Below are 21,896 nucleotides of genomic sequence, written 5' to 3'. Positions count from 1 at the left end.
GGTTTTAAGTGCATCAGTGGTATAGCCAGTGGCCGGTAATTTTTCCTTGCTGTAGTTGTATAGCTGGGGCAGGTAGCCTAATGAAGTCTGCCAGAAAGAGAATGGTTTTTAAGAACCTGTTGTTGGTTGGTATGTAGCTCAGGTCAAAGTCTAATCCAAGGAAATACTGTCGGGAATTGCTATAGCCGGCAGATGCATTTTCTCCATTGCGCGCAAAAACCATTCCTTCGGCACCGTATCCTATGGCCAGGTTGAGCCATTTGGGCCAGTAGGACTCTTTAGCAAAAGCGTGAATATCGAAAGAAAACCAGTAGCTCTGTCCATTGTAGTCTTTGAGTAGCTGTTCAGGTAAGGACTTGCCAAGAATTTGAGGCCGCATGTCTGGGTATGCCGTGCTTCTAAAGCTAAACTTTGGTTTTATACGCTGTTCTTTCCAGCTTTTTTGTTGAATAAAAAACAGGGCCGAACCAGCTGCATTGGCCAACATATCGCCATAAGAAAATCCGTAGTCCGGTGAAAACCCATCGAGTACTTCAATTGGCAAAAAGAGCGCTGTACTTAATAGCGAGGACCACATAAGGACTTTGTTGTGGTTTAATTCTGTTCGGCTTAGTAGCTCATAGTTTACCCGAGAAAAATGATAAGTGCTATAGGTATGCCCCAATTTATCTACCTGAAGCCACTCTGCATTGTCGTTAAAAAACTTGAAGCGATCGAAGCCGTTTTCGGCATACCAGGCCTGGCTCAACACCAAAAGGCCTGTGCCATAACCAATGCCTCCATAGAGTTTTACTTTATTTAAAGGCAGGCGATGTGTTGCTTCTGCCGGACTAACGGGTTCTGTTTGGGCATGAACAAGATTGCCCATAAGGCCCAAAAGAAAGATCAGAAGCAACTTTTTGTACATGCCGAAAGATACACAAACTAGTTAGCCAAAGCTTGTTTGTAGGTATCAATTGCGCGTTGGCGTGCTAGTTTGTGGTCTACAATGGGCGCTGGATATGCATCTGTTCCATACTCAGGAACCCACTTTTTAATGTATTCTAGTTGAGGGTCGAACTTTTCTGTTTGAGACTGTGGGTTGAACACTCTAAAGTAGGGTTGAGCGTCAGTGCCCGTACCTGCCGCCCACTGCCAACCTCCATTGTTAGAGGCCAAATCGAAATCGAGCAGTTTTTCAGCAAAGTAGGTTTCTCCCCAGCGCCAATCTATGAGCAAATGCTTGGTTAAAAAACTAGCCACTATCATTCGTACCCGGTTGTGCATGTATCCGGTTTGGTTAAGTTGCCTCATGCCAGCATCTATTATCGGGTAGCCGGTTTTTCCTTGGCACCACTTCTCAAAACCTTCTTCGTCTTGTCTCCAGGGTATCCTGTCATATTCCGGTTTAAAGGCTTGGTCTATTACTCTTGGGTTGTTGGCCAGAATCATGGCATAGAAATCTCTCCAGATCAATTCATTTAGAAAGGTTTCGTTCAGATTCAAAGCTTTTTCGGCCAGTTGCCTGATGCTAATGGTGCCAAAGCGTAAATGAATACCTAGTCTGGAAGTAGCGTCCAGGGCGGGAATGTCTCTTTTTTCGCTGTAGTGCTTTATTATATCTTCGTCTACCGTGTTAGATGGAATGGTTATGTCCGTGTGTCTGAAGCCCATGGCCTCAATGGAATGTACTTTTTCTTCTTTCAGGGGTACCCAATTGTCGAAATAGAGCGCACTGGGATTGGTTTCAGGCGGATTGGCTTTGTATTTCTCTTTCCAGCTTTTACTATACGGGGTAAAGACCTTGTAGAAACTGCCTGAGCCCGACACAATTTCTTCTTTCTCGTAAATCACATGATCTTTGAAAGTGAAGAAGCTCACACCCTGTTCCTTAAGAAAGTTCTCTATTTCCCTGTCGCGCTCAAGGGCATAAGGCTCATAGTCTCTGTTGGTGTATACTGCCTCGAGGGTATATGTTTTGCTAAGTTCTTTGAAGGCTTCAATGGGAGTGGTGTAAAAGGTTTTTATCCCACTGTTTTTATCCTTAAGGGTTTTGTCTAGCTGTTCCAGAGTGCGTTGAATAAATTCAACTCTTGCATCGGCTTTGGGTAGTTTATCTAATATGTTTCTATCGAAAATGAAAATAGGGAGTACCGGATTTCTCTCGCTCAAAGCATAATAGAGGCCGGTGTTATCTATGAATCTAAGGTCTCTCCGATACCAAAAAATACTGATCTTTTCCATGAAAGAGTGTTTCCAATAAACCTAACCCTCTAAAGGTATTTTAGTTTGTGTTTCCTTCAGTATTGTTATCCTTCTTTTCTTCTTTTCTCTTTTTGCGGCTGTTATTTACACCATTAAAGAATTCGCGAAGATTATTGAAACTGGTGGTTTGCGAAATGCTCACGCCTTGTGTTTGATTGGTGGGCTGTTGGCTCAGGGCACGGTCGGCCGGGTTATAGTTGTTTTGCGAAAATACCTTTACTTTATATTTCCCATCTGTAGTAAGCAGGTACTCTGCGGTAATGTCTCCGGCAATGTTGTTAATATCTCCTGAGATGGCTCCTTCACGCGTTACCCTCAATCGTCCATCGAGAAAGGTGTAGCTCAAGCGGAGCCTGAAGGTGTTGAAGGCATCCTGATCCAAATCGGCCAGGTCGAAGTTGACTTCCAGGTTTTCATCGAGCTGGGCTACCAGTTGGCTCAATTGGTTAGAAAGCAACTGACTTACGTTTTGGGTGGTGGTTCTGCCTCCAATGTTGCGAAGCCCGCCTTGTTCTGAAAAGCGGTTGAGTACAATAAGGCTAAGAACCTGCCGGTTTAACTCCTGCTCATCGCTCTGTACCCGGTTTTTAAAGGCATTGATGGCCGTGGTTAGCTGGTAGTCGTTTACGTTCAGGTCGGTAAAGTCAATATCGAAACCAATGTTTGGAGAAAGCATTGGGCCGTCCAGGTAGAGCAGCACTTTGGTGGGCACTCTGCGGCTTATACCACCATTTTGGCTTACACTTCCTCCCGATTGCTCCAAAAGAGGAGCCAGAGAAGTGTTTTGGGTATAGGAGGCTTTAATGTCCATGACAGCCGCATAGGGGTCGCCATACCAGGTTATGGTACTGGGCTGTTCTATTTGAAACTCTTTGGTAATGAGGTTGTAGAGACTGAAGTTGTAGGCGCCTTCTGTAATGTCTAGTTCACCGGTCATTTGAAAATCGCCCTGCGTATCGATGAGCAGGCGAAGCTGTCCATCGCCTCTTCCTCTGATAATATCGCCTGTGCGCGGATCGATGATAATTTCTACGTAAGCTTCCGGTGTTACTTCTATGTCAAGGTCTAGTTTTAGACCCTCTATTTTTATTTTGTTTACTTCATTGATCAGCGAATCTTTGGTGCTGGTAGTGTCTTGAACAGTGCGGTCTACAAAAGTGATGTATTCGGGCACATCGTTGTTGCCGGTATCTTCCGTAATGGGTATGTAAATGCGGGTGTCTCTTTCGGTTTTTACCTTGGCCGAAATATTGAGGCTGGAAGCCTCTCCGCTCAACGATACCTGACCTGTAGCTATGGCACTTCCATAATAAGCATCGCCATTATCGACATTGGTATTGAGCACCTGAAACTGATTCAATTGCCCGATAAGGTCTAAGCGAAAGTCTTTGAACGAATTATGGCTAATACGCCCTCCGAATTGTGCCGTCTGATTTCGGGCATCTACAAACTGCAGGTTTTCCAGGGCTATTACGTCTTTACTAAAGTCTATACCGCCTTCAAAATTATAGCTTGTGTTGAGGTAGTTAATCTTCATTCTACCTTCTTTTATAGCTCCCTGGCCTTTCATTAGGGGTGAGTCTATGTTGCCGCTTATGGTGTACCGACCATCAATAAATCCGCCCAGGTTCGAAAAGTAATCGTCTATATATGGTTCGGCTATGTTCAGGTTGGCTTCGTTGAGACGCAGGTTGATGGCCAATTGGTTTTCAGATCGGGCCGGATAAAACTGGCCATTCATAGCAATGATTCTTCGGTTGAGCCGGTTTACCTCAAAGTCTACATCGAACCGCTGGCGAAAGTCGTTCCAGGTAATACTGCCGTCCAGATTGCCTACCAGAAACTCGTTGATTTTGAAGTCTATGACTTCTATATCGCCAAAGATAATGGGGTTGTAATAAAGGTTCTGAGCATTGACAGTGCCACTTAATTTACCGGTGTACGACTCGGAGGTAAGTGGATTGATATTGGCCACTTCCACATCGCTAAAGTTTACGGTTAGGGTTTGCGAACTGTCTTGGGTAATGGCAATTTGACCGTTGAAGCTAATGGACTGATCGGTATTGTATATGCTCAGGTTTTCGAAGTCTATGCGCTGGTTGCCAAACACAACTACATTTTCTTCGGTGATCTTCCAGGTTTCATTAAGAGCGGTAATGTTCGAGTCTTCAAACCTCAGTTCAGTTCGGTCCGGGTAGAAATTTATGCCGGCACTAATTTCAGCATAGTTGCCTGTGCTGGCCTGGGTAAGTGTTTGCTTAATATCCATGCGCTTTCCGTCCCATACGGCTTCCAATACTAGCTTATTGGTTTCTGAGGAGTTCGAGAATATTTGTTTTTCGCTGGAAAGGTAGCCTTGTGCAAAGACCTTTTCCGGGTCGCGAATGTCTTTGGTGTTGATATATAAATCGTTTTCGAGCATGTAAATTTTACCAAACTGAACGGTGTCTACCTGCGAGCTGAGCACAAGCGACTGCCCTTGCCGGTTGTCAAAGCGGCCTTCTATTTTGGTGTTTTTAGCTACATAAATGGTGCTATCAAAAAGCTGTATGAGTGGGCTAATATTGTGCAGATCGACCGAGTAGTTGAGGTTAAATTTTTTCTTTGTTGGTGGGCTTCTGCGCAAAAAAGAATTTACCTCTTCCGACCTGCTGGAAAACTGCAATCTGTATTGTTCGTTGATGTTGGAGAGTTCTTTGGCAATACCTGTAAATTCGAAATCGCCACTGAAGTCGGCATCAAATAGGTCAGAAACGATGGTGAACTTGCGGCCGTTGCTGTTTCTGGAGGCTTCAAAAAACACCGAGTCCAGTTCTATATCTTTTTGTTTAAAGCGGTAGTAGGTATCGGAGAGGCTAATACTTCCTCTAATACTATCTAACTTAAGTCCGGTGATGTCCAGGTTAAAGTTCGTAGAGACCAGCATTTCTTCTTCAGTGAGCTTTACCTCTTTTAAAAGTGCAGTGTCTAGCCTACCCCTGAGCTTAAAGAGCTTATTGCCTTCCCGCAAGTCTACCGAACCGGTAGCAAAAAGCTTAAACATTGGGTCGTCTACATCAATTTGACCAGAGAAGAACGACTCTGCAAAAGCACCATCGGTTTCTATATTGGTGTAATTGTAGCCATTAATACCCACTTTTGGAATTACTGCGTCTAGTTCAAAGTTGGCGGTTTCCAGAGTAAATCCGGTGCCTTCTACCCGACCATCTAAATCAATTTTCTGAAAATTGCTTACCTCCGTAAATCGACCTATATCGAAGTTTTGTAAAAACAGATCGCCCCGGTAATATGGGGCTTCACCTTCTATAATCCGAATCTGGATGTTCGATTCAAGTCTACCAATTCGGGTTTGAAAGGAGCCATCGGCCACAAAATCGTTCAGCAGACCATCGAACTGTCCGGACATTCGGATGAGCCCAAACTTATTAGAGATTCGAAAGGCTTCCGGCCCTATGTATTTACGCAGGTCCGTTGCTTTTAGGGTAGACTCTCTCAAGGTTAGGCCAAAGATGGTCTGATCAATATTCGGCAGTCCTTCAATGTCTATGGCTCCTTTAAAACGGCTGTCTTGTCCGAAAGAAATGGAAAAATTGTCGGAGAAAAACTTATTTACGCGTCCCTGAAACAGTCCGTTTATGTTGACGGATTGATTGTATTTTTTTAACTCCGGAACAAAAAAGCCCAGCTCATCTGTATGGATACGTGTCTCATCAAAATCAGCTTTAATGTTTACGCTGTCTACGAAGTAGCCCATTTGTGAAGGCCTTTCGTGTCGAAGTTCAATGAAGTCTTTAATGTGTGTATTACCCATTTTCAGATCCAGATCAAAGAAAACAAGTCCTTTGCTGGAGTTCCTGAAAAATGTTTGAAGATTATCGATCGTCAAGCCGGTAACAGGATCCCGGGTAGAAAGGCTTTTTACATCGATCTGAAAGGTGTCAGACACTACTTTAAGGTTTAACAGGTCTGCATTCAGGTCTACCAGCTGAAAATGGTTGTAATCGAACCCGTTGGTTATACTGTCTTTGCGACTGTCAGATATACTAAACCGGGAATCTAGCAGTGTAATCTGGTCGATGGAAAAAGTGCCTGCGGGAGCATCAGAAGGAGTGTCAGAGGCGGTGAGTTTTCCAATTCGGTCGGCCCATTCGTCAATATTCAGCCCTCCGGTGGAGTCATCACGTAGATTCACATTGGCTCCTTTTAGCCATGCTTCGCGTGTTCGAATGTTCTTTTTTCCAATTAGGTCGGCCAAATCGAAAGTGACTACCAACTCATCTACACCAATCATTAGCACCTCGTTCTGATCATAAATTTGAGTGTTGTCGAGTGCTATTGCATTGAACCACTTGATGTTGGCATAGCCAATTTCAGTTCTAAAGCCGGTGCCTTCGGTGAGGTAGGCGGTAGCCTTTCCTACAATGTAATTTTGAACCGGAGGTAGGTGAATAAGAATAGCGGCAAGGATAAGTAAGATGAATGGAGTGGCAAGCATCCAAAGGATTGATTTCACAATCCGTTTTTTAATAACTTGCGATCTTTTAATTTTCTCCTTCAATGCCTTCCTCTGATATCAAAATCCTGGCCATCGAATCATCTTGTGACGAGACATCTGCGGCTGTTGCAGTCAACGGCAAAGTACTTAATAATATAGTCGCAACGCAATCTGTACACGAAAATTATGGTGGTGTTGTGCCTGAGCTGGCCAGCCGTGCCCATCAGCAAAACATTGTGCCAGTTGTAGATCAGGCGCTCAAAAATGCTGCCATAAGTAGAGAAGAGCTTACGGCTGTGGCTTTTACCCGCGGACCAGGGCTTATGGGAGCCTTACTGGTGGGAACTTCTTTTGCCAAAGGCCTTGCTCTGGCACTGGATATTCCGCTTATAGAGGTAAATCATATGCAAGCCCATATACTTGCTCATTTTATTGATGATCCTAAGCCTAAGTTTCCATTTCTCTGTTTAACGGTGAGTGGAGGGCATACACAAATAGTGTTGGTAAAGGACTACAATCTTATGGAGGTTGTGGGCGAAACTCAAGATGATGCCGTTGGAGAGGCTTTCGATAAGGTGGCCAAGATGCTCGGTCTGGGCTATCCTGGTGGGCCAAAAGTCGATCAGTTGGCGCAGAAAGGGAATCCTATGGCATTTCAGTTTCCTGAAACCGAAATGCCGGGTCTGGACTATTCATTTAGTGGTATAAAAACGGCTGTGCTTTACTTCTTGAGAGACCAGCTAAAGCAAAACGAAGGTTTTGTTGAGGAAAATAAGGCCGATTTAGCAGCTAGCATTCAGAAAACATTGGTGGCTATGCTCTTGCAAAAACTGAGAAAAGCCGCCAGACAATATGGAATTCATCAGATAGCCATAGCCGGAGGCGTATCCGCCAACTCTGGCCTGAGGAATGGCTTGGAGCAAATGGCCGGTAAAGAAGGGTGGGAGGTGTATATTCCTGCTTTTGAGTATTGCACTGATAATGCCGGAATGATAGCTATGGCCGGACATTACAAGTTCCTGGCCAATGAGTTTGTCGACCAAGGTGTTAGTGCTTTGCCGCGAATGAAGTTCTGATAGGCGTTTTATCAACCCGAGTTTGGATGATCCAGAGAAGCGTTCGTTTTAGTTTTTACAGTAGTCTATTGCTTGGTTAGGCCAGAATATTGATAAGTGTTGAATCATGAAGAATATTTTCAAACCGGGAGATATCAAAACACACACATACACAGTGAAGCCATCCGATGTGGCCGGTTTTGAATCTGGCGTAGTACATTCGGTTTGCTCTACTTTTGCTCTAGCCAGAGAAATGGAGTGGGTGGGTAGGCTTTTTGTACTGGAGTTAAAAGAGGAAGATGAAGAAGGTATTGGTACGATGGTGCACATTGAGCACAAAAGTCCGGCTCTGGTAGGGAACCAATTGACCCTTCAGGCAACTATCCATAAATTAGAAAAGAATGAATTGCTCTGTGGTGTTGTGGTAAAGTGTGGTGACAGAGTAATTGCCGAGGGGAGTAACGGACAAAAAGTACTGCCAAAACAAAAGATAAATAAGATTTTCAGTAGTTTAGAAGAGCATGGCAAAAGATAAGAACAGGTTTTCGAACAGTATTAATATAAAAAACAGGAGAGCCAGTTTTGAATATGAACTGATTGATAAATATGTGGCCGGAATGCAACTGATGGGCACGGAAATAAAATCGATCAGAGAGGGAAAGGCAACACTTAGCGATGCCTACTGCTATTTTAAAAAGGGAGAATTGTGGGTAAAGCAGATGCACATTTCGCCTTATGCCCAAGGGTCTCATTATAACCACGACCAAACCCGTGAGAGAAAACTGTTGCTCAATAAACGGGAGTTGGAAAAGCTACTTTCTAAAACGGAAGAGAAAGGGATGTCTATTGTGCCCACCCGACTTTTTATTAGTGAGAGGGGTTTTGCCAAATTAGAAATAGCCTTGGCCAAAGGTAAAAAATTGCACGACAAGCGTGACTCCATTAAGGAGCGCGATGTGAAACGAGATTTACAACGAATGAAATTCTGATGGAAGCATTAGGTTATGGTGTTACCCGGTTGAGTATGGTGCCTGTAAGGGGTGAGCCGGCAGATGCTGCTGAAATGACCTCTCAGTTGCTTTTTGGTGAGCACTATACCGTGTTGGAAGAATCGGAAGACCGCAAATGGCTTAAAGTGGTCAATGCCTTTGATAGTTATGAAGGGTGGATTGACAGAAAGCAGCATCATTCGATTTCCAAAGAATATTACCGTCAGATTAGTGAAACAGAATACAAGATATGCACCGATCTGGTTGCCAAGATTTTGTTCAAACAGCAAATCAATCATATCGTAGCAGGCTCCATTCTACCCCTTTTAAATAATCCTATATTTAAGGAAGAAGAAAATGTGGCGTTCAACGGTACAGCCAAAAGTATGCACCAAAAGTGGGGAGTAGCCACTTTGCTCAACCATGCGGAAAAATATTTAAACAGTCCTTATTTATGGGGAGGAAGGAGTCCGTTTGGTATAGACTGTTCCGGCTTTACTCAAGTGGTATTCAGAACAGCCGGTTACACCTTGCCGCGCGACTCTTCTCAACAGATAGCAAAGGGTAAGGAGGTAGATTTTGCCGATAGAAAAGCGGGCGATTTAGTCTTTTTCACGAATAGCAACGGTAAAATGAACCATGTAGGTTTACTTACCGAACCGGATAGAATCATTCACGCATCAGGAAAGGTACGCATCGATGTATTCGACCAAAAGGGGATTAAAAACTTAGAACAAAATACTTATACACATCATTTCTTTAAGTTAAAACGGATTATAACCTAGTATGAGGAGAGTATTGGTATTGAATCAGGACTATTCGCCACTCTCAGTCTGTTCGGCCGAACGGGCGTTCCTGCTTCTTTACCTGGAAAAAGCCGAGTTGGTTCATGATGCTCCCGGGCATAAGTTTCGCAGTGTCAATGCCGATTTTCCCATGCCATCTGTCATCCGTTTACAACGTTATATCTTTATGCCCTACAAAGGGGTGTTGCTCAACAGGCAGAATATATTTAAGCGCGATGGTCAACAGTGTCAGTATTGTGGAAGGAGCAAAGACCTTACACTAGACCATGTGCTGCCCAAGTCTAGAGGAGGGAAGTCATCTTGGAGTAATTTGGTAACGGCATGCCAGCGTTGCAATTCGGTTAAAGGTGATAAAACCCCGGAAGAGGCCGGAATGCCCCTTTTTCAAAAGCCATTTAAGCCATCCTACGTTATGTTTGTACGCAACTTCAGTGGCTTCACCTCAGAGGAGTGGCTAAAGTATCTTGGGGTGAATTGATCGTGAAAGCTTTTATCTAGAGATGCAAAACCGCATGATTGCCATTGAAGTGTATCGTTTCAAAATGCGAAGCTCTTTAATAAATACATATTAAAGAGCTTCACGGCTTCAGTCGATATAAAATCTTAATCCTTTTTTTGAATGGTAGGGTATGTTACCCCCAGTTGTTCGAGATAAGTATTGAATTGCTTTTCGTCATAGTAAAACTTTTCCAGCTGGGGTCTAAATTCATCCATGATTTTCTTGTTTAGATAAACAGGAGGAAGATCATCGGCCCCAATCATGGGTTTGTATTGAGTTTCTTTGCTTTGTACGTTGTTGAAGTAATCCCAGGCCTGATCGACCAGCTCCGGATTTAGCAGAAAGTCAATAATGGTCATGGCCTCTACCTTTGCTCCGGCAGTTGCTCCTTTGTGTGCAATCGGAGTGGCCATTGCTATGGCATTGCTCCAGTGGTGTCCTTGTAGGCCGGGAATATTAGAAGGAAAGCGAAGTGTTACGGTAGGTACTTTCCAGCTTACATCGCCAATATCGTCTGAGCCACCGCTTACGGGAGACTTTACCGGAAGCCCCAAATCAGACAACGTAGTGCTTAGGCCTCGCGGGTTTGAGCCAACCTCTCGCTGTACGGCTCTGGCCAGCGTTTGGTCTTTTTCGTCCCATACGGGAAGTCCCACCTGCTTAATGTTTTCGTACATGGTTTCGGCTATTACTTTGTTGAAGTGTCTAGGCCAGGCTGTTCCCAAGATTCTGGAGCTCATCTCGGTGTCGGTCATCAGTGCAGCTCCTTTGGCAATGTTGTTGGCGGCTTCATACATTTCCATAATACCTTCGTAGGTCACATCGCGAAAGTAGTACCAGATGGATGCTTTCGAGGGTACTACATTGGGCTGATCACCTCCATCGGTTATAATGGAGTGGGATCGTTTTAGAGGGTGTAAGTGCTCACGTTTGTAATTCCAACCTACATTCATTAATTCTACAGCATCGAGGGCCGATCGGCCTCTCCATGGTGCACCGGCTCCATGAGCGGCTTCTCCCTCAAAAGTATATTCTACTGAAATAAGTCCTGTACCAGAGGCTTGTCCGTAAGAAACGGAAAGGTTGCTGCTCACATGAGTGAATATGCACAGGTCGATGTTATCGAAGAGACCATCGCGGGTATACCAGGCTTTTGCGGCTACGAGTTCTTCGGCAATTCCTGGCCACAACACTAATGTTCCTCCAATATTTTCACGTTCCATAACCTGTTTTACAGCCAGAGCAGCAGTAATATTGAGAGGAATACCTGCATTGTGCCCTTCACCATGGCCGGGAGCTCCTTCTACCATGGGTTTGTGATAGGCCACGCCAGGGTATTGAGAGGCTTTGGGAATACAGTCTACATCGCTACCAAGAGCTATGGTAGGGCCTTCCCCGTTGCTCCATGTGGCAAACCAGGCCGTAGGGATTCCTGAAACTGACTCCACAATTTCAAACCCATTTTCTTTAAGAATACCGGTCAGATATCGGGACGATTCAAACTCCTGAAAGCCCAATTCAGCAAAGCTGAAGATTTTATCGATCATGACCTGGGTTTGTTTATGGTTTTGTTCTACCAACTGGGCCACTTCGTTTTTCAGTTTACTAATTTGCTTTGGGCTATATTTCTTTTGGCCAAAGGCTAGTACACTGTAGCAGGTTAGGGCTAGAAGGAGGGTGTATTTTCTTACAGACATTTTTTGTTGTGGTTGATATCAACCAAAATAAGAAAAAAACACTTGTTAAGTTATTGGAATGTGTTGGAGGGTTGTTCGGCTCATTTTTAACCGAACAACCCATTAATCAAAGATCGGTACTGAGCTTAATGTGACTTGGGCAGTCTATTTCGTAGGCAAATTCAATCTCGCGCTTTTCGCCCGGTTGAAGAGTGATCTTCCAACTTACCAGGCCTGTTTTTTCATTGTAAATTCCATCGGTTAAATTGGTAATTCTCACTTTTACTGAGCTTAGGGCAGAAAGCGGAATTTGATCGTAAATGCTAATCGAAACTATGCTTTGCTTAGTGTTAACCACTGTAATGAGATATTTTCTTTCTTCCCGCTTTCTGTTTCCAAAGAGCTTGTGTTTTTCGAACTGCTTGAGGCGCTGCCTGTTCACAATAATTCCTTCGTCTTTGCCGAGCGAAAGTGACAGGGTGTCTGAGCCAAGGTTGGTGTCAATAATGGATTTGCCAACAAAGCTGTTTTCAAAGTATAGATTTGATTCACCATCCAGCAGTTTAAGGTCTTGCCAATTGGCTACTTGGGCCACCAAATAGGCGTTGGCTCTTATTTTGGGGCTGGTAGAGTAGAGGTACTCTGCATCTATTTCTTTGGTTTGTATTTCTACAGTTTCAGGAATACCTGAAGTAGGTATATCGTATGGAAGTTCTATATCGTAAGCAAAGGTTGTTTCATAATTGATGACATTGATAGGTATGGGGTCCGATTTTTTAGTTAAACTGGAAGCGCCTCTCACTCTTATTCCTGCCACATTACCCTGAAGCGCCGCAGATGCTCCTGTTTTCATTTGTTTTTGTTCTGCCGCATAGCCGGTCACAACCACTTCATTAAGGCTTAATTCTTCCGGGTCCAACAGTATCTTAGTTGGTGAATCGGATATTTGTACCTCACGGGTAGTAAAGCCCAAAAACCTAACTATTAGAGTTGAGGAGCCGTTGGGTACCTGGAGCGAGAAGAAGCCGTTGCTGTCGGTTGTGGTTCCAATGGTTGTGCCCTTTACCATTACCAGAGCTTGAGGTAATGGGAGCCCGTCAGAAGCATCGAATACCTGGCCGGTTATGTCTCCGTCTGCCAGGCCTGATGGCACATGGTTTTGTCCACCAATGTAATAGGGAAAGAGTTGCGGAGCAGTTCCTGTAGACGCTATATCGCCTGAGCTCAGGGTAAGTTTAACGTTCTTCCAGTCTACGCCACTATTCTGAAATACCTTGGCTTTGTAGGTGATTTGGAGTGGGGAGTTTACACTTTTGGCTCGAATGTCATAAGAGGGTATCCAACCAGCCTCAAGTGTCGAATAGCTTATGGAAAGCCATGTTTTTTGAGCTTTTTCAGATTTAATGGTGAGTAGAATTTTGGAGGTAGGACGCTCCTTAGTGCCACTATTTGCAGCTATTTGGTTGGTAATTGATTCCACTTCTCCGGTTAGGTTTTCAATGGCTTTTTGGGTTGAAAATATATGTTGGGCATTGGTTTTAAGTTTGGTTGAGAAGTATTCTATAGCGCTCTGATAGTCCCGGCCCGAGATGCCTTGACTACCAATGACTTTGGTGTTCTTGTTGAGGATTTCCGCTTCGTTTTTAAGTATTGCCAGTTGCATGTTAAGTACTTCTATAGAGTCGGACAGGCGGTGTCTTTTCTTCCATAAATTTTCTATTGCCTCAGGTGTCTTTTTGTCGAGAAAGTCTATTTTATGCCTCACCGAAAGTATGGTTATGCCTTCGGCTGATATCTGGATGGTGCTTGGGTCTAATTGTCCGCTCAATTGAGTGAGTTCAATTTTTTGCGTGCCCTCTACGAGGTTAACCTGAGCTTTTCTGTAAATCTCTGCTCCCTGAGTAAATACCTTAACCGACTCAATAGTGGAGGTTATTTGGGTTTGTGCCTGAACGGAGCAAGCCAATAGGCCCATAAAGGTTAAAAATGCAATGTGTCTCATAAATTTTGTCTTTAGTTAGGGGTTCCTGATAATTGAGATGCACAAGTTTTAGTGTTTCCATAACTGTCAGTAGAAAAAATATGAGACGGCCGTCTTACCGTTAAGACAATCTATTTGCCATATAACCCCTAACTGAGTCCGATTTTATAATGTAAAATGCTGTCTGGCTTTTGATTTGGGCTGGTTTGGGAAAGCACTAAAGAATACCTTAACTTATGAGAAATTTATGTTCAACGCGAAAACACCACAATTATGGCGATTAAGCAAAGTTTAATAGAAAATAAGAGTTTTATACTTGAAAGCTTACCTACCCAGGAACTGAAAGATGAGTTTTTAAAGAGCCTGGAAAATGCTCCAGATAAGGTTGCCTCCCCAAGTGTAGAAGATCAGTTGAAAGAAGCCCAGGCCCCTGAGCATGTGGGAGAAGAGTTATATGATTCAATTAAAAAGGAGTTGGAGAACTACAAGCCTGCCGCCCCAATGTCTAAAGAAGATGAAAAGAAGGCCATTGAAGAAGAACTCAAGCATGTGTCTAAATCTGATGCCAGCGAGGAGAAGTAGTTTGAGGTATTAAAGCTCTAAATTCCTGATTAGATTATTGGCTGTGGCTGTACCGGGTTTTAGTTATTGTGTACAGCATGACTAGAAGAAGACCTCTTAAAAGCATTGCTTGCCCCGAACCAAAGTATTGAGTAACCGGGCATGGATTTTTGAGAGGTCTTTTCATTGGTGCTAGATTGTAGGTTTACTAAAAAGCTCCCCGTTAATATATACCCTGTCTATCCAGTCAACACCAAAATTATAGCTGATGGAGTTGAGATTTTTACCCGCTTTGGCCACTATAAAATTGGCTCTTTTTCCTTCAGTAATACTGCCAACTTCGTTTTCCAGTTCCAGAGCGTAGGCAGCATTGTAGGTTGTGGCATTGAAGGCCTCTTCGGGGAGAAGTCCCATGTTTACTGCGGCCAGGCTATTGGTCAGACTTAGGTTGAAAGAGGGTGCGGAACCCGGATTAAAATCGGAAGCGATGACAAGCGGCAAACCGCTATCAATAATTTTGCGACCTGGTGTGTAGGGAATTCGGATAAAGAAGGAGCAGCCGGGCAAGGCAACCGGTATGGTGTCTGAATCTTTGAGTAGGTTGATTTCGCTTTCGCTCAAAACCTCCAGATGGTCTACTGTTAAGGCGTTGTATTCGATAGCCTTTTCTATACCTCCGATTGAATTGAATTGGTTGACATGAACCTTGGCTCTAAGGTCAAATTTTTCTCCTGCCTCCAGAATTCTGGACATTTGCTCTACGGTATAGTATCCTTCTTCGCAAAAACAATCAATATAGTCGGCCAATTGCTGGGAGTATATTTCGGGTAACATTTCTTGAATTAGGCTACTCATGTATTTTTCCTTGTCCTTATCGGGAAAGGCATGGGCGCCCAAAAAGGTGGCTTTAATGGGAATAGGAAACTGTTGTGCCAGTTGATTTACTACTTGCAGCATTTTAATTTCTGCTTCCATGCTTAGTCCATAGCCACTTTTTATTTCAATAGCCCCGGTTCCCGAACCAATAGCTTCTTGTAGCCTGAGAGAAGCCCGTTCTGTTAACTCAGAAAGGCTCATTTTCTGCAGTTTTCTGGCCGAGTTGAGTATGCCGCCACCTGCTTCAGCAATCGACTGGTAGTCCATGCCCTTGATTTTCATTACAAATTCTTCATCCCGGTCTTCGGCAAAAACAAGGTGAGTGTGCGAATCTACAAATGTGGGGCAAACCATTCTGCCATTCAGGTCTATGATTTCTGTAGCAGCCGATTCAGCAAAATCATCCATTGAACCGTATGAGGAAATAAGACCGTTTTCTACGGCCATCCAGGCATTTTCTATAGTAGGTACATCGGCCATCATGGCACCCCTTAATATGTTAGTGCCCGATTCTCTTACCTGAATAAGCCGGCCAATATTGATAAAGGTTTTTGTCATAAGCTTGGGTTTGGTTGCATACGAATTGCGTACAACTCAATGATTAGATGAAACCTGATTTTAATTTACAATTAATCGACTCTCTTATCTAAGAATGGCAGCAATTTGTAGTTATACTGCTTAAAGTCTAATGTCGGATTAAGGCGTTTTTCATCATTGACATACATTGCTGCAATTACTCAAAGAGTCCGTTTAGCAACTCCTTGTCTACTAAATTTGGTTGAGTAACTTTTAGTTTCGGTTCGGCCTTCATGGCTCTTTCAATGGTACTCATTGCGTGTGGATTTCTGGCCCAGTTTCTTCTGGCAATTCCGTTGTTTACATCCCAAAAAAGCATGCTTTTTAGTTTGTCATCGGCTTCTGAACTGCCATCGAGTAGCATGCCAAAACCTCCGTTGATTACTTCACCCCAGCCAACGCCACCGCCATTGTGTAGCGAAACCCAGGTGGCTCCTCTAAAGGCATCGCCCACAAAGTTGTGAACGGCCATATCGGCCGTAAACTGCGAGCCGTCATAGATATTGGAAGTCTCGCGGTATGGAGAGTCGGTACCCGATACATCGTGATGATCTCTTCCTAAGACCACAGGTCCAATTTCTCCTTTACGAATGGCCTCATTAAATGCTGAAGCTATGCGCATGCGCCCTTCTGCATCGGCATAGAGAATTCTGGCCTGAGAGCCTACAACGAGCTTATTTTTCTTGGCCTCTTTAACCCAGTGAAGGTTGTCAGAGAGTTGTGGTTTAATTTCTTCTGGTGCTTCATTGAGCATTTGTTGTAGCACCTTAGCGGCAATGGCATCGGTTTTGTCTAAATCTTCCGGTTTGCCAGAAGTACATACCCATCGGAAAGGCCCGAAGCCATAGTCGAAACAGAGCGGTCCCATAATGTCTTGTACATAACTTGGGTATTTATATCCTCCGCCTCCAACTCCTTCTCCGGCCGTTGATGTACTAAAAACATCGGCCCCGGCTCTTCCGGCTTCTAGCAAGAAGGCATTGCCATAATCGAAGAAGTAAGTACCATTGGAGGTGTGTTTATTGATGGCAGCGGCATGTCTTCGCAAACTCGCGTATACGGCCTCTTTAAATTGTTCAGGGCTGCTGGCCATTAGGTTGTTGGCTTCTTCATAGTCCATGCCTACGGGATAATAGCCTCCGGCAAACGGATTGTGCAAAGAGGTTTGATCAGACCCGATATCGATTTTTATACCGGCCTCATGAAATCCCTCCCAAACCTCAACTATGTTGCCCAGATAAGCAAATGAAGTGTTTTGGCCATTCTTTCTAGCTGTTTCTACCTGGGCAATTAGTTGGTCAATTCTATCAATAACCACATCTACCCAGCCTTGTTCCTGCCGTTTGTACGCAGCCTTTGGGTTAACTTCTGCCGTTACTGAAACGAGTCCGGCAATTTTGGCGGCTTTGGGCTGGGCTCCGCTCATTCCTCCCAAACCGGAAGTCACAAACAGTAATCCGCTAAAGTTGCCATCGGGACGTTTCATACGGGCTGCATTGAGCACCGTAATGGTTGTGCCGTGCACAATGCCTTGCGGGCCAATGTACATGTACGATCCGGCTGTCATTTGTCCATACTGGGTTACGCCCAGTGCATTGAATTTTTCCCAGTCATCCGGTTTGGAGTAGTTGGGAATCATCATACCATTAGTTACTACCACTCGCGGGGCATTTTGGGAAGAAGGGAAAAGTCCCATGGGATGACCGGAGTACATGACCAATGTCTGTTCATCGGTCATTTCGGCCAGGTATTGCATAGTGAGCCGGTATTGCGCCCAGTTTTGGAAAACTGCCCCATTGCCGCCATAGGTAATGAGTTCGTAAGGGTGTTGGGCAACCCGATGGTCCAGGTTGTTCTGAATCATGAGCATGATGGCCCGGGCCTGGTCCGATTTGCCCGGATACTCCTTTAGACTTCTGGCTTTAATCTCATGTTTGGGCATAAACCGGTACATGTAAATACGGCCAAATTGGTTGAGCTCTTGCAGAAACTCAGTGGCCAGAGTTTTGTGCCATGCCTCAGGAAAATAGCGAAGGGCATTTTGCAGTGCCAGCTTTTTCTCCGGAGCGTTCAGTATTTCTTTTCTCTTGGGGGCTCGGTTTACAGAAGCGTCTAATGTCGGATTTTCAGGCAGTTGAGAAGGAATTCCCTGCAATATTTCTTCTTGAAAAGTCATGACGGATGGTTTAATAGTTTTCAAATTCAACATGGAATGGGCTTTCTTTCTGAGCCATTTCAGATTGCGTCAATGCAATTAGCTTGCGTTCTGTAATAATGGTATGAGCCTTCTGAATATCGTCTGCGAAGATGCGGTCTTTGTCGGCATGGTCTATTTTGGTTCTTACATAGGCGTGGCAGGCCTCTAAGGCAGGCCCCGACCTGAGTGGTCTTCGGAAGTCGAAGGCCTGGGCGGCACAAAGTAATTCTATGGCCAGTATTTGTTCCAGATTGCCTATAATCTGTAGTGCTTTTCTTCCACTAATGGAGCCCATGCTCACATGGTCTTCTTGGCCAAGAGAGGTTGGAATGGAGTCGGCACTGGCCGGAAAGCACAGGCTTTTATTTTCTGAAACCAAAGCAGCCGATGTGTATTGCGGAAGCATAAAACCGGAGTTTATGCCTGTGTCGTTCATAAGTAATTGAGGCAAGCCCTCTACTTTACCTTCCAGGGACAGATAAATTCTTCGATCTGAAATGTTGCCAATTTCAGCAGCCGCTAAAGCGGCATAGTCCAGCGGCAGGGCCATTGGCTGACCATGAAAGTTTCCCCCACTAATGGTTTCTTCAGCACTGAGTATAATAGGGTTGTCTGTTACCGCATTGAGTTCTACTTCCAACAGCTCTTTTAGGTGCAGCCAAGCGTTGCGTGAGGAACCATGCACCTGGGGTATACACCGCAAGGAGTAGGGGTCTTGTACACGGCCACAGTTTATATGAGCATTTAGAATTTCCGATCCTTCCAATAGCACTCTTATTCTATGCGCAACGTGCCGGTTGCCCTTAAAAGGTCTTATTTCATGAAGTCTGGGGCTAAACGGTTTTGCACTTCCCATTAGTGCTTCAATCATCATTGCACCTATGATATCGGCATGGCTCAGGCAGTTGTACAGCCGGTCTACCACCATTACGGCATGTGCAGCTATAAATTGGGTACCGTTAATGAGAGCCAAACCTTCTTTGGGACCTAGAGCTACGGGTTGGAGTCCGGTAATCTGAAAAAGACGCTCAGTGCTCATTCTTTCACCCTTAAAATATACCTCGCCCAGCCCAATTAAGGGGAGGAAAAGATGGGCAAGGGGAGCTAGATCTCCCGAAGCTCCTACCGAGCCTTGCTCAGGAACAACCGGGATGGCTTGATTGTCGATGTGCCAAATAATGCGCTCAATGGTGCTTAATTGGATACCTGAAAAGCCTTGAGCCAGGGAGTGGGCCTTAAGAATAAGCATGAGTTGGGCAATGGTGGGGTCAATTGGTTTGCCAACGCCTACACTATGACTTTTCAGAATGTTGTATTGAAGTTCCCTGGTGTCTTTGGCCGATATTTTAGTGGTGCACAGTGGGCCAAAGCCTGTATTGATGCCATACACGGTTCGTTCTCCGGAAACAATATCTTCTACGGCCTGAGCGCTCTTCTGAACCTGTTCGATCGATGATGCCGACAAGGTGCCTTTTATTTCCCCTTTTGCTATTTGAAGTGCCTTTCCTACAGTGAGAAAGTCAATTCCGTAATTAAAATGTTTCATGTTTTTCCAGATTACTTTCGGTCATTCCGGAATTCTTCTTCTTGAAATTTAAAAAGAAGAAATTGCCCGGAATCTAAGTATCGATTGAGCTACCGTATGAAATAGGCCATTTGAAAAGATATGGTCTGTTTTTCCGGCATGACTTTCTAATACTTTTATCAAGTTTTAATCAAAATTACCTTCTTCACTTAATTCTTAAAAATGATTTATTTTTATGTTTTAATAACTAATAGTAATTAATGGAATTAAGGCATTTAAGGTATTTTCTCACACTGGGTAAGGAGTTGCATTTTGCCAAAGCTGCCGAGAAGCTGTACATCACTCAACCGGCTCTTACCAAGCAAATTCAGCAGTTGGAAGAGGAGTTAAAGGTGAAGCTTTTTGAGCGCACCAAACGAAGGGTTAAGCTTACAGCAGCCGGTGAATATTTACTTACCGAAGCGGAGTACATGCTTAATCATTTAGAGCAGGTAGTAGAGGCTACGCAACGGAAGGCGGAAGGTGAGGAGGGAGAAGTTCGGATTGGCTTTGTGGGGTCGGCTATGCAAAATATTATTCCCAACTTGCTTGAAAAACTTCACCAGAAGCACCCGGGAATTCATACTTCTTTGCAGGAATTGAACAATAGAGACCAGTTGGATGCCCTTAGACATGATAAGCTCGATATTGCCTTTGTGCGCTTAGTTACTGTGCCGAAAGAGCTGGAAACCCAAGTGGTTTTTGAAGATTCCTTTTCGCTGGTAGTGTCGAAAACACATCCGGTGAGCAGAAGTAATTTTTCCAGCCTGACGCAATTCAGAAAAGAAAATTTCATTCTTTTTTCGAATGACTACAGTCAGGAGTATTACGACAACATCATGAGTATTTTCACCGATCATGGATTTGAGCCCAAGGTCTCGCATCGGTCGGTTCAGGCCAACAGTATTTTCCGTTTAGTAGAAAAGCGATTGGGTGTAGCTATTGTGCCCAGTGCTTTGCAAAGCGGTGTAAACCTGGATATTGAGTTTATTTCATTGGCCCACCTGAGGCAAAGAACGCAACTGATGGCGGTTTGGCATAAACAGAACCGAAATGAAGCTTTAGGCAAGTTTTTGGAGTTATTGTCTGACTAAGGTCTACTTCTTTGAAAGAGAGCACTCTTGGGGCATCGCATGCCATAAGTTATTGATCTAACTACCGTTTTTAGAATGGATAATAACCAGAAATGCATTTTAAACTACTGCATTTAAGGAACGAACTGATTAAATTTGTGTGTTACTAACTCATAGAATAATTTAGAATACCATCTGTTTCATGCAGCATTCACCTTCAGAAAGAATAGTACTAGCCAAAGAGAAGATTCTGGCTTTAAAAAAATACGCACAGGAACATAAAGCCAAGGCTACTATACAAATCATCAATTCGTTTTTACCTTTTCTTGGTCTTTGGGCGTTGATGTACATTAGCCTCGATTACAGTTATTGGATTACCCTTGGGCTGGGAGTAGTTAATGCCTTTTTTCTGGTTCGAATTTTCATCATTCAGCACGACTGCGGTCATCAGTCTTTCCTGAGAAACCGAAAGGCTCAGAAAATCATTGGCTACATATGCAGTTATTTCTCCGCTATACCATTCAACTACTGGTCCAAGTCGCACAATGTGCACCACAAGCACAATGGTCAGTTAGAAATGAGAGATATAGGGGATGTGACCACCATGACTGTTGAAGAATTTAAGCAAATGAGCCGATGGGGCCGACTGAAGTACAGAATTTACAGATCGCCCATTGTAATGTTTTTGATTGGCCCGGTGTATTACCTTTTTATTCATAATCGCATTGCTTTTATTAAACTACCCATGTTTCAGAAAGCCAAAAAGTGGTTGGTGCTCAACAACTTTGTAATGCTGGCCATCTTTGTGTTTTTTGGGTTCTTACTGGGCTGGGAAAAATTCCTGCTGGTACACCTGACCATATTGGTGTTGTTTTCCATTATCGCCATCTGGTTTTTTTATGTGCAACATCAACATGAGTATACCTACAAACAGTGGATGAAAAATTGGGACTATGTGACCTCTGCACTCAAAGGCAGTACTTACTATAAGGTTCCCCGATTGTTCAATTGGCTAACTGGTAACATTGGTATACACCATGTGCATCATCTAAACCCGTTTATTCCCAACTACAATCTCAAGAAATGTATTGAGGAGAACCCATGGTTGAATAAGTACACCACCACTATCAACTTTAGGCAAAGTTTAACGCTCATTACCAACAAGCTTTGGGACGAAGCTGAGCAGCGCATGATTAGCTTCCGCGAGTTTTACCGTAAGGAAAAAATGCAGGCTATAAGGGTTAGATCTTAACCTGATTGAAAAGGTGGGAGAGCCTGTAGTTGTTGACTTTATAGCTCAGCAA

At 44.0% G+C, this 21,896-nt stretch carries 16 protein-coding genes; 8 read left to right on the top strand and 8 right to left on the bottom strand.

From position 1 onward, the window contains the following. Window positions 1–13 precede the first annotated feature (13 nt). From B3O12_RS18485 to B3O12_RS18475, 3 genes are read right to left on the bottom strand one after another with little or no spacing between them, the layout of a single operon-like run. A complete protein-coding gene (locus B3O12_RS18485) occupies window positions 14–907 on the bottom strand; it encodes a DUF2279 domain-containing protein (protein WP_286757366.1) in 894 nt (297 codons plus the stop codon). 17 nt (window positions 908–924) lie between these two features. Continuing rightward, window positions 925–2,223: a cryptochrome/photolyase family protein gene (locus tag B3O12_RS18480; RefSeq protein WP_286757365.1), complete on the bottom strand. Its 1,299-nt coding sequence runs from the start codon at window positions 2,221–2,223 to the stop codon at window positions 925–927. A gap of 40 nt (window positions 2,224–2,263) precedes the next feature. After that, the gene (locus B3O12_RS18475) at window positions 2,264–6,757 is read right to left on the bottom strand and encodes a translocation/assembly module TamB domain-containing protein (RefSeq protein ID WP_286757364.1); all 4,494 of its coding nucleotides are present in this window, start codon (window positions 6,755–6,757) and stop codon (window positions 2,264–2,266) included. Between the two features lie 44 nt (window positions 6,758–6,801). Between B3O12_RS18475 and tsaD the strand changes: the two genes are divergently transcribed. The 5 genes from tsaD (at window position 6,802) to B3O12_RS18450 (ending at window position 10,067) form a co-directional block, all read left to right on the top strand. Further along, window positions 6,802–7,815 (top strand): tRNA (adenosine(37)-N6)-threonylcarbamoyltransferase complex transferase subunit TsaD, encoded by a 1,014-nt coding sequence (gene tsaD, locus B3O12_RS18470; protein ID WP_286757363.1) that lies wholly within the window; start codon window positions 6,802–6,804, stop codon window positions 7,813–7,815. Window positions 7,816–7,921: 106 nt separating this feature from the next. Then, window positions 7,922–8,329: a thioesterase family protein gene (locus B3O12_RS18465; RefSeq protein ID WP_286757362.1), complete on the top strand. Its 408-nt coding sequence runs from the start codon at window positions 7,922–7,924 to the stop codon at window positions 8,327–8,329. Next, window positions 8,316–8,783, top strand: coding sequence for an SsrA-binding protein SmpB (gene smpB / locus B3O12_RS18460; RefSeq protein WP_189630482.1), 468 nt, complete (start codon window positions 8,316–8,318; stop codon window positions 8,781–8,783). Before B3O12_RS18465 ends, smpB begins: the two co-directional genes overlap by 14 nt. Beyond that, window positions 8,783–9,568: a C40 family peptidase gene (locus tag B3O12_RS18455; protein ID WP_286757360.1), complete on the top strand. Its 786-nt coding sequence runs from the start codon at window positions 8,783–8,785 to the stop codon at window positions 9,566–9,568. Before smpB ends, B3O12_RS18455 begins: the two co-directional genes overlap by 1 nt. A 1-nt stretch (window position 9,569) precedes the next feature. Beyond that, the gene (locus B3O12_RS18450) at window positions 9,570–10,067 is read left to right on the top strand and encodes an HNH endonuclease (protein WP_189630484.1); all 498 of its coding nucleotides are present in this window, start codon (window positions 9,570–9,572) and stop codon (window positions 10,065–10,067) included. A 125-nt stretch (window positions 10,068–10,192) separates the two neighbouring features. On the opposite strand, the gene B3O12_RS18445 is transcribed toward B3O12_RS18450, so the two are convergent. Together B3O12_RS18445 and B3O12_RS18440 are read right to left on the bottom strand one after the other, a co-directional pair. Beyond that, window positions 10,193–11,785, bottom strand: a complete 1,593-nt coding sequence (locus B3O12_RS18445) for an amidohydrolase (protein ID WP_189630485.1) — start codon at window positions 11,783–11,785, stop codon at window positions 10,193–10,195. 106 nt (window positions 11,786–11,891) lie between these two features. Beyond that, window positions 11,892–13,766 (bottom strand): mucoidy inhibitor MuiA family protein, encoded by a 1,875-nt coding sequence (locus B3O12_RS18440; protein WP_286757358.1) that lies wholly within the window; start codon window positions 13,764–13,766, stop codon window positions 11,892–11,894. A gap of 252 nt (window positions 13,767–14,018) precedes the next feature. Between B3O12_RS18440 and B3O12_RS18435 the strand changes: the two genes are divergently transcribed. Next, window positions 14,019–14,327, top strand: a complete 309-nt coding sequence (locus B3O12_RS18435) for a hypothetical protein (protein WP_189630487.1) — start codon at window positions 14,019–14,021, stop codon at window positions 14,325–14,327. Between the two features lie 171 nt (window positions 14,328–14,498). Here B3O12_RS18435 and hutI read toward each other — a convergent pair whose 3' ends face one another. From hutI to hutH, 3 genes are all read right to left on the bottom strand, one after another. Continuing rightward, window positions 14,499–15,740 carry an imidazolonepropionase gene (gene hutI / locus B3O12_RS18430; protein WP_286757357.1) on the bottom strand — a complete coding sequence of 414 codons (1,242 nt, stop codon included), beginning with the start codon at window positions 15,738–15,740 and terminating at the stop codon, window positions 14,499–14,501. Between the two features lie 175 nt (window positions 15,741–15,915). Then, window positions 15,916–17,934, bottom strand: a complete 2,019-nt coding sequence (locus tag B3O12_RS18425; protein WP_286757356.1) for a urocanate hydratase — start codon at window positions 17,932–17,934, stop codon at window positions 15,916–15,918. Between the two features lie 10 nt (window positions 17,935–17,944). Then, window positions 17,945–19,501: a histidine ammonia-lyase gene (gene hutH, locus B3O12_RS18420; protein WP_286757354.1), complete on the bottom strand. Its 1,557-nt coding sequence runs from the start codon at window positions 19,499–19,501 to the stop codon at window positions 17,945–17,947. A 239-nt stretch (window positions 19,502–19,740) separates the two neighbouring features. Between hutH and B3O12_RS18415 the strand changes: the two genes are divergently transcribed. Together B3O12_RS18415 and B3O12_RS18410 are read left to right on the top strand one after the other, a co-directional pair. After that, window positions 19,741–20,613 (top strand): LysR family transcriptional regulator, encoded by an 873-nt coding sequence (locus B3O12_RS18415; protein ID WP_286747956.1) that lies wholly within the window; start codon window positions 19,741–19,743, stop codon window positions 20,611–20,613. Between the two features lie 181 nt (window positions 20,614–20,794). Continuing rightward, on the top strand, window positions 20,795–21,844 hold the full coding sequence (locus tag B3O12_RS18410) for a fatty acid desaturase (protein WP_286757353.1): 1,050 nt from the start codon (window positions 20,795–20,797) through the stop codon (window positions 21,842–21,844). Window positions 21,845–21,896 lie beyond the last annotated feature (52 nt).

The organism is Roseivirga sp. UBA838 (genome assembly GCF_002296035.1).
Lineage (GTDB): Bacteria > Bacteroidota > Bacteroidia > Cytophagales > Cyclobacteriaceae > Roseivirga > Roseivirga thermotolerans.
Note: the sequence above shows the minus strand (reverse complement) of the source record. Positions and strands in the feature narration are given on the sequence as shown.

What these genes read in the sequence shown, in the direction of transcription:
- hutH (WP_286757354.1), bottom strand. Translation starts at nt 19,501, where the DNA reads ATGAAACATTTTAATTACGGAATTGACTTTCTCACTGTAGGAAAGGCA.
- B3O12_RS18440 (WP_286757358.1), bottom strand. Translation starts at nt 13,766, where the DNA reads ATGAGACACATTGCATTTTTAACCTTTATGGGCCTATTGGCTTGCTCC.
- hutI (WP_286757357.1), bottom strand. Translation starts at nt 15,740, where the DNA reads ATGACAAAAACCTTTATCAATATTGGCCGGCTTATTCAGGTAAGAGAA.
- B3O12_RS18415 (WP_286747956.1), top strand. Translation starts at nt 19,741, where the DNA reads ATGGAATTAAGGCATTTAAGGTATTTTCTCACACTGGGTAAGGAGTTG.
- B3O12_RS18445 (WP_189630485.1), bottom strand. Translation starts at nt 11,785, where the DNA reads ATGTCTGTAAGAAAATACACCCTCCTTCTAGCCCTAACCTGCTACAGT.
- B3O12_RS18465 (WP_286757362.1), top strand. Translation starts at nt 7,922, where the DNA reads ATGAAGAATATTTTCAAACCGGGAGATATCAAAACACACACATACACA.
- B3O12_RS18480 (WP_286757365.1), bottom strand. Translation starts at nt 2,223, where the DNA reads ATGGAAAAGATCAGTATTTTTTGGTATCGGAGAGACCTTAGATTCATA.
- tsaD (WP_286757363.1), top strand. Translation starts at nt 6,802, where the DNA reads ATGCCTTCCTCTGATATCAAAATCCTGGCCATCGAATCATCTTGTGAC.
- B3O12_RS18455 (WP_286757360.1), top strand. Translation starts at nt 8,783, where the DNA reads ATGGAAGCATTAGGTTATGGTGTTACCCGGTTGAGTATGGTGCCTGTA.
- B3O12_RS18425 (WP_286757356.1), bottom strand. Translation starts at nt 17,934, where the DNA reads ATGACTTTTCAAGAAGAAATATTGCAGGGAATTCCTTCTCAACTGCCT.
- B3O12_RS18485 (WP_286757366.1), bottom strand. Translation starts at nt 907, where the DNA reads ATGTACAAAAAGTTGCTTCTGATCTTTCTTTTGGGCCTTATGGGCAAT.
- B3O12_RS18450 (WP_189630484.1), top strand. Translation starts at nt 9,570, where the DNA reads ATGAGGAGAGTATTGGTATTGAATCAGGACTATTCGCCACTCTCAGTC.
- B3O12_RS18435 (WP_189630487.1), top strand. Translation starts at nt 14,019, where the DNA reads ATGGCGATTAAGCAAAGTTTAATAGAAAATAAGAGTTTTATACTTGAA.
- smpB (WP_189630482.1), top strand. Translation starts at nt 8,316, where the DNA reads ATGGCAAAAGATAAGAACAGGTTTTCGAACAGTATTAATATAAAAAAC.
- B3O12_RS18410 (WP_286757353.1), top strand. Translation starts at nt 20,795, where the DNA reads ATGCAGCATTCACCTTCAGAAAGAATAGTACTAGCCAAAGAGAAGATT.